The following is a 13,927-nucleotide window of genomic DNA, read 5'->3' as shown; positions in this document are numbered from 1 at the left end:
TCGTCCGAAATTCTGTCAGCGGTGTCGAGGATCGTCATTCGTCCGTTTATGACATCGAACGCCAGATGCTCAGTCCCGCCGACCTTCGGACCAACAACCCTGTTCAGGATCGCCACCTCTTCTGCACAGTCCAGACCAGAGACCTGGAAACTTCGTCCGTTCGGGGGAATGGGATGTGCCGATCCCGTGTTGGTGCGAACACCGCAACACGCGCTACCCTCTCGATGAGAATGTTCATGTTCGCTTGAGTCGTCGTGGGCGCGATCATCGCGGTGGCCATCAGAAGACATGGATTGACCTCGGGATTCGTTCATTCCCCATCGGAATAGCCCCTTCAGCAACTAGAGCTTCAAGGGGTAAAACAGTATTTTCGCTCAGCAGGGAAACCGACCGGCGGAAACTTCAAACGCGCCGCTATCGTCAGATAATGGGGCTCACCTGCCAAAAGGGTGAAATGGACATGCTTCAACGGCCCGCGGTGATCATGGTAACAACACTGGCCGATAGTGTCCCACCGACTGGTGTAAGAGCGCCGACCTTCGGAGAGGTCCAAGCCTGATCAGGACGCCACGGCGGGCAACCTGATGTCGGGATTGTCGATGACGCGTGCCAGGGATTCAAGGCTCATATAGCGGCGCGCGACGGTCCACTCGTCATTGGTCTCCAGCATCAATGCGCCAACGAGCCGAACAATGGCCTCGTCGTTGGGAAAGATGCCGATGACATCGGACCTTCTCTTTATTTCGCGGTTCACCCGCTCAAGTGGGTTCGTCGACGCGATCTGGGGCCAGTGCTCGCGGGGGAAATTCATGTAGGCGAGCACATCATCACGGGAAGCGTCCATCAGGGCGCCGAGTGTCGCCTGCTTCTCACGCAGCGCGTCGGCAACCACCTCCCACTGGGCTTCGGCATCGGCCTTGTTGTCCTGGGCGAAGATCGTCTTCAGCATCGCGGCCACGGCCGTGCGCTGCTTGGCCGGGGCATGGGCCAGCGCGTTCCTCATCCAGTGAACCCGGCACCGTTGGTGGGTCGCATTAAAGACCCGCCGCGCGGCGGCCCGGAGCCCCTTGTGATCGTCGGAGATCACCAGTCTCACGCCCCGCAGGCCGCGGTCGGCAAGGCTGCGCAGGAAGCCGATCCAGAAAGTCTCTGCTTCGGAGAGGCCCGTGGCGACGCCAAGCACCTCGCGCTTGCCATCCTCATTGACCGCCACGGCCACTATCACGGCACGGCTGACGATCCGCCCGCCGTCACGGACTTTCAGATAGGTCGCATCGAGCCAGAGGTATGGCCAGCTCCCCTCCAGCGGCCGATCCAGGAACGCGTTCACCCGCTCATCGATCTCGGCGCAAAGGCGACTGACTTGGCTCTTCGACATGCCACCGGCCCCCATAGCCTTCACCAGATTGTCGACCGAGCGGGTGGAAATGCCTTGGACGTAAGCCTCTTGGATCACAGCCACGAGCGCCTTCTCGGCCGTGCGGCGAGGCTCAAGGAAGCTGGGCAGATAGCTGCCCTTGCGCAGCTTCGGGATCTCCAGAGAAATCCGACCAGCGCGCGTGTCCCAGTCCCGGTCGCGGTAGCCGTTTCGATGAACCTCGCGCAGCGGCGAACGCGCGCCTTTGGCGGCGCCGGTTCTCGCCTCGACCTCTGCTTCCATGATCCGCTCGGCCGCGAAAGCCAGCATCTCGCGGACCAGATCTCCATCAGCCTGCTTTTCAACCAGCTCGAGCAGAGCCATTCTGTCGTCGGTCATCGTCGTCTCCATCTGGTTCAAGGTTGCCCAACCCGAACCTACTCCGAAGATCGACGGTGACCGCCAGCGTCACACCCGGCCACGCGCTGCGCTGCGCCAAGCACTCCGCCCGCGGCCTCTTACACCAAGCGTTGGGACACGATCCACTGGCCCTTGCAGGTTGTGCTGCGCCTGCAATGGAAGACAATGATTAGTCGAAGATCGGCAGTGTTCCAGAAGCTGTCGCTGTCCTCACCGCGCCTGACCAGAACCGCATCACGGCGCGCCTTCTTCCTGAAGATACTTGCTATTGGTATGAGCATAGTGGGCCGGGGAAAACGACCTTGGAGCCGTTGCGATCGACAAGCGGCAACCCCATCTGTGTCGCGCGCCAATCCTGATTGGCCCATCGGCATTTCCTATCCCAATGAGGCCGACATCGCGTTTGCGGAAGCGCTTGGCCGACCTCCCGGAAAGGACATTTTCATCCATGGCGGCCCGAGACCCGGGGTCGATCCCATGGATGTCCCCGATTGGACGGCAGGCTGCATCTCGGTGTCGGACCGTCAGATCGAAGAGATCTACGCCATGGTGCGGAATGGGACGCCCATCGATATCTACGCCTGACGATCAGGCAAAGCGACGGCGCAGCGCGACGTTGATGGCCTCGATGGCAACGACCATGACGATGACTGCGAGCGTCACACTGGCAGCCTTGTCGTATTGAAAAGAGCGCACGTAGGTCTGGATGTAGAAGCCGATCCCGCCTGCACCGACGATGCCGAGGATCAGCGACTCGCGCAGGTTGAGCTCGAACCGGAAAATCGTGTCACGAGCAATAACCGGCGCCATTTGGGGCCAGATCGCGTGCCGAAGACGCGCCAGCGGTCCAGCGCCCGCGCTTTCGAGCGCCGCGATGGGCGCACGGGAAACACCGTCAATCGCTTCGGCATAGAACTTGGCGAGCATTCCGGTCGCATGAAAGGCAACGGCGATGATGCCGGGCAGCGGGCCGAGGCCGACGGCGCCAACCATGAGCATCGCCACAAGAATCAGAGGTATCGCCCTGATGAAGGCGAGAAGTGTTCGAACCGTTCGATAGAGCGGCGGAGACACCATCGTTTCGGACGCAAGAATACCGAGCGGGGCCGACAGGACCACCGCTCCCAGAGAGCCAAGGATCGCGATCCTGAGCGTTTCGGCGCCGCCCTTCATGATCTCCCTCATCACGGTCGGATCAGGGGGAAACATCCGGCCGAGAAATTCTGCGATCCGGGGCCCGGCCGACAGGAGACGCGAGAACTCGACGTCGGTCGTCATGAAAGACCACAGAATTGCACCGGCGACCAATGTGCTGGCCGCGAAACCGCCGAACCCGCGAAACCGCATCAGGACACCGCTCGCAGACCGACACCGGGCATCCGCTCTGTGTCCCGGTATAGGTTCGCAGTCGCCTCCTCGCTCAGGTCGGAGGTCGGGACATCGAAGACGACCCGCCCACCGCTTATACCTACGATGCGTTGCGCGAAACGCCGCGCCAGATCGGGCTGATGCGACGAGAACATCGCCGTTGCGCCGCGCGCTCGTGCCGCGCCTGTCAGCAGCGTCAGAATCTCGGCTGCCCGGGCGGGGTCAAGACTGCTTACCGGCTCGTCTGCAAGGATCAGTCGCGGCTCCTGCGCCAGACAGCGTGCGATGGCAACGCGCTGCCGCTGTCCGCCGCTGAGACTGTCGACTCTGCGCTCGGCGAGATCGGCGATGCCGCAGTCGGCGAGCGCGGCCAGCGCAGTTTCCAGATCATGCGAAGTCGACGATCCCATCAAGGCGCGCAAGGGCGACATGCGTCCCAAGCGGCCATTGAGAACGTTGCGTAGGACCGTGGACCGTTCGACCAGGGCGAATTCCTGGAACACGAAGCCTGTGTCGGGGCGTCGCGCGCGCAGAGGCGGTCGATCGGGATCGAGCGACGCTCCCAAGACCGAAGTTCGCCCTTGCCAGCCCCGGAGCCTACCGTCGAGCAGTGCCAGGAGCGTCGTCTTACCCGCACCAGAGGGACCGAGCAGAGCGACGCTTTCCCCCGTGGGAACGAGCAGAGAAATCCTTTCCAGAGCCGGAAGATCCGAACCCGGATGAGCAAAGCTCAGGTCGTCGATCTGCACGGCCGGGCTCATTTCAATAGTCCGTATCGCCTCGCCAAGTCGCGCACACCTTCGTAGGCGGCGGGATCGGCTCTGACGTATCCATCTGGCCCATAGAGAAAGCGCAGTTTGTCGCGGTGCTCTGGCTTGTTCAGCATCATCATGGCATCGACGAACCGCGTGCGCAGGCCAACGTCCAGCCCTGGCCGAGCGATCACCACGTGGCTGGGAATGGCATCGCTCTCCGCGATCCAGGTCACCTGCGACTGCTGCTCCGGCGTGAGCAGGAGATCGGCATACTGACTGGCGCCTGCCGCCGCAACCAGCCCCTCGGCCATCGCCTGCATTGCCTGTTGATAGCCACCCGCGAAGAAGACCCGTCCGAAGAACGCGTCGGCGGCCTCCGGGCGGTCGATCAGCCCCGCGCGCTCGAACTCGGCAAGCGGGTAAAGATAGCCCGACTCCGATATCGGATCGGCGAAGGCGATGTCCCTACCACGCAGGTCGGCGAGCGACTGGATGCCGGCGTCGCGGCGAACGAAAACGCGGCCGGTGTAACTCGGATCACCGCGGTAGACCTCGGACAGGAGCGGGATCGCGTCGATCTCGGCCTCGGCCAGAACAAAGGGCAGCGCCCCCATGAAGGAGATATCCGCGTCACCGTTCCTCAACGCCTCGACCGCGGCGGCATGGTCGATGGTGACGAAGCCCTCGACAGGCACGCCGATCTGCTCGGACAGCCAGCCTGTGATGGCCTCGATATCCCCCAGCAGCTTGTCGGGATTTTCCTGCGGAATGAAGGCAAGGCGTAACGTATCATCTTGCGCGGCAAGGGGCGCCCCCAGAAGCACTGTGCTTGCTCCAGCCATGGCCAGAACGGCTCTGCGGTTCAGTTTCGTCGCCATCAGAAGGCCCTTTCGTCAATCGCGTTGGCGTCGGACTTGAACGCGCTCCAGCTTGCTTCCGCGGCCGCCCAGTCCTCGTCGCGCACCGCAGCGCCGACTTCTTCCAGCCCCTTGGCCAGCGCGTAGACATCGGGGCGGGCGGCAAGGTTTGACATGGTGCCGGCGTCGGCCGCGAGATCCGCCGCGACAGTGTCGACCAGCAGCAGGATATGCTCCGCATCCCGTTGTGGGATCAGCGTGTCGAGTGTCGAGGCAAACGTCGTGAGCTCGGAAAATGCCAGCCGGAAGGCTGTGTTTTCGCTGCCGAAGGCCTCATAAGGCTCATCCGCCGCGCCCACAGCTTCCAGATAGGCCGTGAGGTCGTCACGATCCGCCTCGGTCAGCCCAAGCGATTTCGTCTCGTCGAACCAGTCCACGACAGCCGCCAGTGTCGGCAGCGATCCGTCGTGGAAATAGGGTGCTGTATAGACGGTGCCGAGCAGCGTTGGGGTATCCAGTGCACCGGCACGAGCGCCTTCATAGACCTGCGCGACTGAGCTGATGTCGTGTGCCTGACGATCCAGGAAGTTCGCGTCCGGGACATGACAACTGGCGCAGGAACGGTCGCCGAGGCCTGCGAAGGGACGGTTGAAGATCGCCTCGCCGCGTCGGGCGGCCTCTGGCGCGGCACTGGTAAGCCTACCATCGGCTGTCAGCATGGCGTTGGGCAGAAAGTCGAATTCGAGCATATAGGCGACCAGCGCGTCCAGCATGAAGGGCGTCGGCTCCTCGCCGCCGAACTCGTTGACGATCACGTTGCGGCTGAAATCGCGCAGGGAAGCGAAGCGGCCATCGCGGCCATAGGGTCCGGTGAAGCGCAGTCCGCGCAGGCTCGGAATATCAATCGGGTCGTCGCGCCGGTCGTTGAAGATGGGATTGAAGAATGCGCCATCCACGTCGATCGCACCGGGCTGGTGGCTGGCGCCGGGGATGAAGAGGCGCTGGTTCACGTCCGAGCGGTTGTGACAGGTCGAACAGGCGATTCCGATATCACGCGCGGGACTGCCGAAGATCTGCGCGCTGTCGAACAGCATGTCGCCATAGGCGACGAGTGGGAGGTCCGTTTCATCTATGCCCTGCTCCTCGAAGTTGAGCACAAGCAGCGGCAGCGGGTCCTGATCGAAAATATCCGAGCCGGGCGGCAGGCTTGGCGGCACTTCGACGGAGCGGCCACTCAGCACCGCTGTTTCCGGTAGAGCGCTCAGCGTCCGCCGCGTCGTGAAAGTGTCGAGGAGATAGTTGTCGGCGAGATAGTCCGAGATGACTGCGCGCGCGGTTGCCATTGCTTCGGTGGAGGTAGGTGTCGTGCCTGCGCCAAGGAGACCGGGAGAACCCGCGCTGCTGGCGAGTTCCAGCCATGCGCGGCCGATACGCCTCGAAGCTTCGGGATCGGCGGCGGCGATGCCGTCCGCGAAGGCGCGGTAAAGTTCACGGGCTTCGCGCACGGCCCGCTGCGCGGTCGCCGGGCTTTCGGCCGCAATGGCCCGATCCAGCTCTTCTTCGAGCCTAAGCGCGATCAATCGCGTCGCCTCGGCGAAGACCGCATGCCGGTCCTCGCTCGAGATAGCATCCATGAGCGTGTCAGGCTTCACGTCGCTATCTTCATCCAGACGCGCCAGCGCGCCGAACGAGAAATCCGAGTTGCGGTGGGGTTCAGACCAAGCGGCCTCTACGTCGTCCCAGGGCAACGGCTCGAGATTTCCGAGGAAGAGTGTCAGCCGATAGGCGGCCGCTTCGGGAAGCCAGGGCGCTTCCTTGGCAGGAGTCGCCAAAGCAGAGCCAGAGAGGGCAAGCGCCCCTGCAAAAGCGGCAAGCAACAATGCAGGAAATCTCGAGGTCACAGCGTTCTCCGGTCTCAAAAGTTAGCCTATGCTAACATATATAGATAGTGCTAACAAGTTGTCATTCCCGCCAGATCGCGGCAATGTCCTGGCATGACGAAGTTGCAGATACATAGACGTGAGGCGTCCGACGCGAGCGACAGGGATGCCAAGGCGCAGGCGGAAGGCTTCGCGACCGTGCGCCAGGCGCATGAGAGCGAAATGGCCGAAGACTATGTCGAATTGATCGCCGAGCTGATCGAGATTCAGGGCGAAGCGAGGCCGGTGGACATCGCCGAGCGCCTGGGTGTGAAACCCCCCACGGTCACCAAGAACATCTCAAGACTAAAGGAGGCAGGCCTCGTTTCCCGCGAGAGGTATAGAGCCATTTTTCTCACCCCTGAGGGACAGAAACTGGCAGAGGCCTGCCGTAGGCGTCACCGTATCGTGGTGGCGTTTCTCCTGAGCCTTGGGATCGATGAGGAAACGGCGGAACGGGACGCCGAAGGGATCGAACACCACGTCAGCGAAACCACTCTGGAAGCCTTCGAGGCGGTGGTGACGCGCGCTCATGAAAAGCATTGACCTCGCGGTTTCGACTTTTGCCGGCGACCAATGGACGTCTGCGGAGAACTGAGAAATCCATGCGTTCTCCAAGTCCAAAGTCGTTGCTTACGAAGGATCGTGGCGGAGCTCCGGAGAGATGACATGCGCGATCCTTGAATGGGTCGACCGGCTCATCAACCGCCGCCCGGTCGAGCCTGTCGGCATTGTCCCTTCAGCGGAGGCGAGCACTACGCTGCTGTCGAAACATCGAGCATGGCCACGTGGCTGAAGCAAACCAGCCCCCCGGAAGTCTGACGTGGTTCATGCCGCGATAATGTTGCGGCCACGAGGACTGCTTTGCCAAGCAGGTCGGCGGCAAGGCCGCTTGAAAGGCGCGTCTCTGGAATCCGAAGCATCGGGTCGACCAGCAGTTGGTCGGCCCATTTCGAGGGCAGGCCGACTTCGCCTACCCGTGCCCATACAACTCGGCGTTCTGGTGGGCATTTCCTTCGTGCTCGAACTCCAGACTTGAATGGGCGATACCGAAGCCGTCCTTCAATCGGGACTTGATGTCGGCTTTCACGCTCTCGATGCGCGCCCAGCCCTGATCGTCCAGCACCACGTGGCAATCGAGAGCGACCTCATGCTCCTGCATTTGCCAAAGATGCACATGGTGGACATCCCGAACGCCATCGGCGTCCCGCATTGCCTGAACGACGGCGTCACTGTCGATATCAGGCGGACTGCCGAGCATCAGGGTCCGGATCGGCCCGCTAATTTCGGTCAGTGCCAAGTAAAGGATATAGAACGCGATCCCGATGGTGATGGCGGGGTCGACCCAGCGCAGGTCGTATAGGAGAATCAGCGTGCCACCGATGATGACAGCCACGGAGGCGAGCGCATCCGAAAGATTGTGCAGAAACAGTGCCCGGATGTTCACGCTGCCCTTCTGCATCGAATAGGTAAGGCCCGCGGTCAGCGCATCGATGACCAAAGCGATCCCGCCAAGGATGACGACCGTCCAGCCGCGCACCTCGGGTGGATCGATCATTCGCATGCCGCCTTCGTAGATCAGGTAGAAGCCGACGAGAATGAGCGTCGTGTAGTTGATGAGGGCGGCCACGATCTCGATCCGCCCATAGCCGAAGGTCATCGTCGAATCCGCGGGCCGACGCGCGATCTTGCGGGCGACGAAGGCGATGACGAGCGAGGCCATGTCCGAGAAGTTGTGCAGCGCATCCGCGATCAGCGCGAGACTGCCGGCGAATATGCCGCCGACGATCTGCGCCACGGTCAGCAGAGCATTGGCCCATATCGCTATGGAAACACGCCTATCCCCGGATTCGGGATCGAGATGCGCGTGGCTGTGGTCATGCGGCATGTCCATGCTCCTTCGGTAGACCTTTCCTCCGGGCACCCAGTCCAGGCACCGGAGGGACATCACCATTCCGGATCTTGCGCACCCGCGCGTTCATCCAATGGCGGATCGCATGGCGATACAGCTGCTCCTTGAAGCGACTGATCGCCTGTTTTCGGTTCTCGAGAAAATCGTCGGGTGAAGCGAAGGTTCCGAGATCACGGGCAATCCCGGTCTTCTGGATGTAGGTATCCTCACCGGTCCACCCGACCTGCGGCGCGTCAAGGCGATCCGTGCCGACACCATAACCGCACAGGCTTTCCCGGTCCGGGAAAGCGGCTTGGATCGCCTGAAGATATGGGCTGTCGAGAATGAACCCTTCGAGGTTCAGCCAGTCACCATCCAGTTCGACCTCGACCCAGGAATGCAGTATTTCCGCCGGAGCCCACGGATAGGCCGCCTCCGGCACCACGCCGCGCTGAAGCGCCTTGTGTATCGTGAACCCGTGCAGCCTGCATGGCACCCCCACGCCGCGCAGGAGCGCCATCAACAGGGTGGCCTTGGTGTTGCACTGACCATAGCCGTCCCGCAGCACGTCGCTGGCCGAGATGTCATCCGCCCGGTTGTAGCCAAAGGGAATGTCGTCGCGCACGAAATCGTAGATGGCGCCGATCCGATCGGCTCGCGGCAAACGTGACCAGCCCCGCGTCTCGATCAGGGCGGCGATGGCTGGCACCTTGAAATCCAACATCGGGGTGGTTGCCGTCAGGCAGGGGGAAGTTTGCACGAACTCTCTCCACGAATCGTCGGGAAGAGAGATAGTCCCTACAGTGACTGTAACTTCAAGCGTTTCCGCTCACGTGCCGCGTGGCGCCGCGAGAATGATCATTGCGCCCGTCAGGCTCACCATCGTCCCGACGAGATCCCACCGATCGGGACGATGCCCTTCGGCCAGCCACATCCAGAGCACCGAGGCGGCGATGTAGACACCGCCATAGGCCGCAAAGGCACGCCCCGCCGTGGACGTTTCGACCTGCGCGAGTAGCCATCCGAACAGTGCCAATGAAACCATGCCGGGTAAGAGCCAAAGCGGCGAGGCGCCAAGCCGCCACCAAGCCCAGACGGCAAAGCATCCCGCGATCTCGGCGATCGCGGCCAGCGGATAGGCGATGACGGCGTTCAAGTGCCGATGCCCTCGTGGTCCGTCAGGCATTCCGAGTGATCGCGCAGCACCTCGAGCACGCGGCAATCCGCCGCTCGCCCGCCGCTGCATTCCTCGATCATGCGTTCCAGCTCCAGCCGCAGCACCTCGAGCCGCGCCATGCGCTGCTCGACCTGCTTGAGCTGGCGCCGGGCAATGGCATCCGCCTCCTCGCAGGACCGGGCGGGATGATCACTGAGGTCGAGCAGTTCACGGATCGCATCGAGCGAGAAGCCAAGCTGCCGGGCATGACGGATGAAAGACAGGCGGTCGAGCTCGGCATTTCCATAGCGGCGCTGTCCACCATCGGTCCGCCCCGGTTCGGGCATCAGGCCGATCTGCTCGTAATAGCGGATGGTCTGCACCTTCGTGCCCGTCTTCTTCGCCAGATAACCGATCGTCAGCATATCCACCTCTCCGCCTTACCTACAGTGTGTGTAGAGTTAAGCGCTATGCCGCACAAGTTCCGGTGAAATATCCCTTGAACCTACAGTGACTAGAGGAGCTAAACACGCAGCAAAGTTAGAATCGACAATGGGCGGAGCGACGTGAAGCTTTCAGGTCTTCGGCGGGTATTATGGGTCTTAGCGGGCGTGGCTGTGTTCGCTTTCATCTGGCTGTTGCTGTGGTGGGACTACCGCGCCGACCGCGCCCAGAACACTGACGATCCAGCGTTTGTCGCGGAGTTCGAGCTGACTGATCACCAAGGCATGATCCGTACCGAGGAGGATTTCGCGGGGCGCTGGATGTTGGTGTTCTTCGGGTTTGCCAACTGTCCCGATGTCTGTCCGACGACGCTCGCGGAAGTAGCTGCCGTCGTGGATGGCCTGGGCGAGGATGCCGAAAAAGTGCAACCGATCTTCATATCGATTGATCCCGAGCGGGATACTCCAATGGCTCTCGCCGACTTCGTTCCGCGCTTTGACTCGGGCATTATCGGGCTCACAGGCACATCAAAGCAGATCGCAGAGACAGCCGAGACCTTTCCAATTTATTTCGAGCGGATCGAGGAAGCCAGCGCGCCGGATGGTTATACAATGGGGCATACATCTCACCTGTTCCTTTTTGATCCACAGGCGGGCTTTGTCGACTCCTGGTCCTACGGCACCCCGGCCGAAGAGATCCTTGCCGATCTGAGAAAGAGGATCTGATCGCCATGACCCGACTTTCCGGAGAAACGGCTCTTGGCCTGGCGTGGATCATTGCGTTCACCTCATCTCTCGCCGTGCTCTTTGTCGGCGAAGTGCTCGGACAAGCGCCTTGCGTGCTCTGCTGGTTCCAACGAGCCTTCATGTTCCCCTTGGCCATCGTTCTGGGGCTCGGATTGTGGTGGCAGGACCCGCGCGTGGGCCGATACGGAGTCGCGTTGGCCTTGGGTGGTGCCGCCTTCGCGTTTTGGCATATGGGCCTCTATGTCGGCCTGATCCCCGAGCGTATCCAGCCTTGCATGGCGACCGGCCCCTCTTGCACCGACGATAACCAGCTGCTCTTCGGCATACCGATTCCACTGATGGCGCTTGTCGCCTTTGCGCTAATCGGGCTGCTGTCAGCTCTTTCACTCAAGGAAAAGCAAACATGAATCGACGCGGCCTCCTTTTGTCCGTTCTCGGCATTGGTGCCGCAGGCTTCGGCGGCGCGGCCTGGTATGCCACCCGCCCCCAACCCGTGGCCGAGGCAGGACCCCTCGCACCTGAGGTGAACGACGTGCTGATCCGGCCCTATTCCCCGATCCTCGGACCCGAGACCGCGCCGGTCACGATCGTCGAATTCTTCGATCCAGCTTGCGAGGCCTGCCGCGCGTTCCATCCCGTAGTCAAGGATATCATGGCTGAACACGGAGATGCGGTGCGTGTCGTGATCCGATACACGCCTTTTCACGGTGAAGCTTCGGTGGAAGCGATCCGTGTGCTCGAAGCTGCGCGGATGCAGGACGTGTTCGAACCGGTGCTCGAAGCGGTCTTGCGAGAGCAGCCCCGGTGGGCATCCCATGGGACCCCTGCACCTGGCTTGATCCTTGAGATTGCTGCAAGCGGAGGTCTGGATGTCGAAGCAGCCCGGACACAAATGCTGGCCCCCGGTGTCGTGGCAGTGCTCAACCATGACCGCGCTGATGTCGAAACGGTTGGCGTGCGGCAAACGCCCACGTTCTTCGTGAACGCCAAGCCGCTAGACCCGTTCGGTGAGGCCGAACTGCGGCGACTGGTGGCTGCGGAAGTTGCGGCCAGCCAAAGTTGATGCGCGGACAGATACAGGAAGAATTGTCATGAAAAAGCGACCATACGTCAAAGGATTGGCCGTTATTTTTGTGCTCGCGGGCTTGTCGGCCCCGGCAATTTCCGGCTCGGAAGATGTGAATGTCGAGAACGCGTGGTCCCGCGCCTCCATCGGCGCGAGCCGTCCGGGTGCCGCCTATATGATCGTGCGCAACACGGGGGAAGACGCGGTCACGTTGACCGGGCTTACAACACCTTTGGCCATGATGCCCGAAATCCATGAGACGAAAAGCAATGCCGATGGCGTAAGTTCAATGACGCCTGCTGGAGAGATCACGATTGAAGCGGGCGAAAGCCTAGCATTGGAGCCAGGCGGGCTACACGTCATGCTGATGAACTTGCACAACCCGATGACCGAAGGCGAGACTTTCCCGCTGACACTGACCTTCTCGGACGGCGACGAAGTGACTGTCGACGTCCCGATCCTGGACATTGCCGCGCGCGGGCCGGAGGGCTGATGCAGCGTCGGCATTTGCTTCGATACGGTGCAGCGGGTGCAGGCGCTCTCGGACTGATGCTTGGTGTCGGATGGTGGCGCGTGGACGGACCCGGTGCCTCGAAACCAGCTGGCCAACGGCCCCTAGCCCTGTCGGCAATGGACTTCCGTCTGACCGATCATGAAGGCAATGAAGTGGGCCCAGACACCCTGATCGGCCGCCCGACCATGGTGTTCTTCGGGTTCACCTACTGTCCAGACGTCTGCCCAACGACTCTGTCGGATATCTCCGGCTGGCTTGACGATCTCGGAGACGCGGCCGCGCAGATGAACGTGGCCTTCATCACGGTCGATCCGGAGCGGGACACGGTCGAGGCCATGGCCGAATACGTCGGCTATTTTCATCCGGCCATCCGCGGCTGGACGGGGCCGGAAGACCAAATTGCCCGCGCTGCAGAAGGATTTCGTGCCTTATACGAGCGCGTCCCAACCAAGGGCGGGGGTTACACAATGAACCATACGGCAAGCGTGTTCCTGTTCGATGCCGAGGGTGAGCACGTCACCATGATCGACTATCACGAGCCACGAGAATTCGCAGTGCCGAAGATCCGGCGCGCACTGCCAGAGGACGTAGAGGGGGCAACATGAAGAAGCGAGCTGTTTTGAGGACCGTGGCGGTCGCAGGCGCATGTTCGGTGACTACCATCGCCATCTCTGGAGTTCTGTCGAAAGAACCGATGCCCCAGCAATTGCCGAAACAACGCTTTGGACCCCCGATCCGCTCTCGGTACCGCAACTTGTCGACCACGTTGTGACGCTGCCTAAAGCACCACAAGCCGATGGGGGGTGCCCAATTCGACCTATCACTCTATTGCAGCCTGCCTTCGCCGAAACCTCGTTGCCCGAGATAGAGCTGCCTTTAATCGTTTGGACGCATGAGATCGCGTCGGGCGAGATACTGGATGTGGTCCTAGCGGACGCTGGCATTCCTGCACCTGCCCGCGCAGAGATCGCCCTGGCACTTGGTGTGGAATATGATCCCCGCCGACTGCGCCCATGGCATGCGGTCGCCGTGATCTCAAAAGCGGAGGGGAACCCAAGGCGCGTGGAACTGGCCGTCGACGACGGGGTGCAGATCGAAACGATCCTGGGTAGGGATCTTGTCATCGGCGTATTGGGGCCAGACCCCGAGATGGTAATTTTCGCAAGCGAGGCAGTGATCGAAAGTTCTGCTCTCGATACGCTTGACAAGGCAAGCCCCCCTGCACGCTTCTCGGGCGACTTGGCGCGAATGCTGGGCGGTACGAGGATTTTCGAAGCGAACTCTCCGGCGGCGAGTTGCTGCGGTTCCTTTGGCACGAGGCGCAAGACAGGAACGCTTCATCGGCCGTCGCGGTGGGTATGGTCGGGTGGTTGGGATGGCGCATGGCTTCGACGCGCTTACAAGCCCTGCCCATCCCTGCGAGGTGCCGGACGA

Annotated in this window: 16 protein-coding genes; 7 read left to right on the top strand and 9 right to left on the bottom strand. The window is 61.7% G+C overall.

The features are described from left to right. Window positions 1-559: 559 nt before the first annotated feature. Window positions 560-1,756: an IS256 family transposase gene (locus NHG85_RS08925; RefSeq protein WP_253331599.1), complete on the bottom strand. Its 1,197-nt coding sequence runs from the start codon at window positions 1,754-1,756 to the stop codon at window positions 560-562. 153 nt (window positions 1,757-1,909) lie between these two features. Here NHG85_RS08925 and NHG85_RS08920 point away from each other — a divergent pair, with 153 nt between their 5' ends. Then, window positions 1,910-2,362: a L,D-transpeptidase family protein gene (locus NHG85_RS08920; protein WP_253331597.1), complete on the top strand. Its 453-nt coding sequence runs from the start codon at window positions 1,910-1,912 to the stop codon at window positions 2,360-2,362. A 3-nt stretch (window positions 2,363-2,365) separates the two neighbouring features. Here NHG85_RS08920 and phnE read toward each other — a convergent pair whose 3' ends face one another. From phnE to NHG85_RS08900, 4 genes are read right to left on the bottom strand one after another with little or no spacing between them, the layout of a single operon-like run. After that, complete coding sequence (phnE, locus tag NHG85_RS08915; protein ID WP_256500271.1) at window positions 2,366-3,124, bottom strand: phosphonate ABC transporter, permease protein PhnE; 759 nt, start codon at window positions 3,122-3,124, stop codon at window positions 2,366-2,368. Then, window positions 3,124-3,894 carry a phosphonate ABC transporter ATP-binding protein gene (locus NHG85_RS08910; RefSeq protein WP_253331595.1) on the bottom strand — a complete coding sequence of 257 codons (771 nt, stop codon included), beginning with the start codon at window positions 3,892-3,894 and terminating at the stop codon, window positions 3,124-3,126. The genes phnE and NHG85_RS08910 overlap by 1 nt, the downstream gene beginning before the upstream one ends. Before the next feature lie 8 nt (window positions 3,895-3,902). Next, window positions 3,903-4,778: a phosphate/phosphite/phosphonate ABC transporter substrate-binding protein gene (locus tag NHG85_RS08905; RefSeq protein WP_253331594.1), complete on the bottom strand. Its 876-nt coding sequence runs from the start codon at window positions 4,776-4,778 to the stop codon at window positions 3,903-3,905. Then, window positions 4,778-6,658, bottom strand: a complete 1,881-nt coding sequence (locus NHG85_RS08900) for a cytochrome c peroxidase (RefSeq protein ID WP_253331593.1) — start codon at window positions 6,656-6,658, stop codon at window positions 4,778-4,780. Before NHG85_RS08900 ends, NHG85_RS08905 begins: the two co-directional genes overlap by 1 nt. 93 nt (window positions 6,659-6,751) lie before the next feature. Here NHG85_RS08900 and mntR point away from each other — a divergent pair, with 93 nt between their 5' ends. Beyond that, window positions 6,752-7,222 (top strand): manganese-binding transcriptional regulator MntR, encoded by a 471-nt coding sequence (gene mntR, locus NHG85_RS08895; RefSeq protein WP_253331592.1) that lies wholly within the window; start codon window positions 6,752-6,754, stop codon window positions 7,220-7,222. Between the two features lie 427 nt (window positions 7,223-7,649). Here the strand turns inward: mntR and NHG85_RS08890 are convergent, their stop codons facing one another. From NHG85_RS08890 to NHG85_RS08875, 4 genes are all read right to left on the bottom strand, one after another. Then, entirely contained in the window at window positions 7,650-8,564 is a 915-nt protein-coding gene (locus NHG85_RS08890; protein WP_253331591.1) for a cation diffusion facilitator family transporter, read from the bottom strand. Then, on the bottom strand, window positions 8,554-9,291 hold the full coding sequence (locus tag NHG85_RS08885) for a transglutaminase-like domain-containing protein (protein WP_253331601.1): 738 nt from the start codon (window positions 9,289-9,291) through the stop codon (window positions 8,554-8,556). Before NHG85_RS08885 ends, NHG85_RS08890 begins: the two co-directional genes overlap by 11 nt. A 105-nt stretch (window positions 9,292-9,396) precedes the next feature. After that, window positions 9,397-9,753, bottom strand: coding sequence for a YnfA family protein (locus tag NHG85_RS08880; RefSeq protein WP_253331590.1), 357 nt, complete (start codon window positions 9,751-9,753; stop codon window positions 9,397-9,399). After that, window positions 9,720-10,148, bottom strand: a complete 429-nt coding sequence (locus tag NHG85_RS08875) for a MerR family transcriptional regulator (protein ID WP_253331588.1) — start codon at window positions 10,146-10,148, stop codon at window positions 9,720-9,722. The genes NHG85_RS08880 and NHG85_RS08875 overlap by 34 nt, the downstream gene beginning before the upstream one ends. A gap of 141 nt (window positions 10,149-10,289) precedes the next feature. On the opposite strand from NHG85_RS08875, the gene NHG85_RS08870 reads away from it, so the two are divergent. The 5 genes from NHG85_RS08870 to NHG85_RS08850 are packed head-to-tail and all read left to right on the top strand — an operon-like array spanning window position 10,290 to window position 13,098. Next, window positions 10,290-10,892, top strand: coding sequence for an SCO family protein (locus NHG85_RS08870; RefSeq protein ID WP_253331586.1), 603 nt, complete (start codon window positions 10,290-10,292; stop codon window positions 10,890-10,892). A 5-nt stretch (window positions 10,893-10,897) separates the two neighbouring features. Beyond that, window positions 10,898-11,320: a disulfide bond formation protein B gene (locus NHG85_RS08865; protein ID WP_253331585.1), complete on the top strand. Its 423-nt coding sequence runs from the start codon at window positions 10,898-10,900 to the stop codon at window positions 11,318-11,320. Further along, window positions 11,317-11,976, top strand: a complete 660-nt coding sequence (locus NHG85_RS08860) for a DsbA family protein (RefSeq protein WP_253331584.1) — start codon at window positions 11,317-11,319, stop codon at window positions 11,974-11,976. Before NHG85_RS08865 ends, NHG85_RS08860 begins: the two co-directional genes overlap by 4 nt. A gap of 28 nt (window positions 11,977-12,004) precedes the next feature. Continuing rightward, window positions 12,005-12,472: a copper chaperone PCu(A)C gene (locus NHG85_RS08855; RefSeq protein ID WP_253331583.1), complete on the top strand. Its 468-nt coding sequence runs from the start codon at window positions 12,005-12,007 to the stop codon at window positions 12,470-12,472. Next, entirely contained in the window at window positions 12,472-13,098 is a 627-nt protein-coding gene (locus NHG85_RS08850; RefSeq protein WP_253331582.1) for an SCO family protein, read from the top strand. Before NHG85_RS08855 ends, NHG85_RS08850 begins: the two co-directional genes overlap by 1 nt. The last annotated feature ends 829 nt before the right edge of the window (window positions 13,099-13,927 follow it).

The organism is Limimaricola litoreus (genome assembly GCF_024159025.1).
GTDB lineage: Bacteria > Pseudomonadota > Alphaproteobacteria > Rhodobacterales > Rhodobacteraceae > Limimaricola > Limimaricola litoreus.
This window is presented reverse-complemented; position numbering and strand designations above follow the sequence as displayed.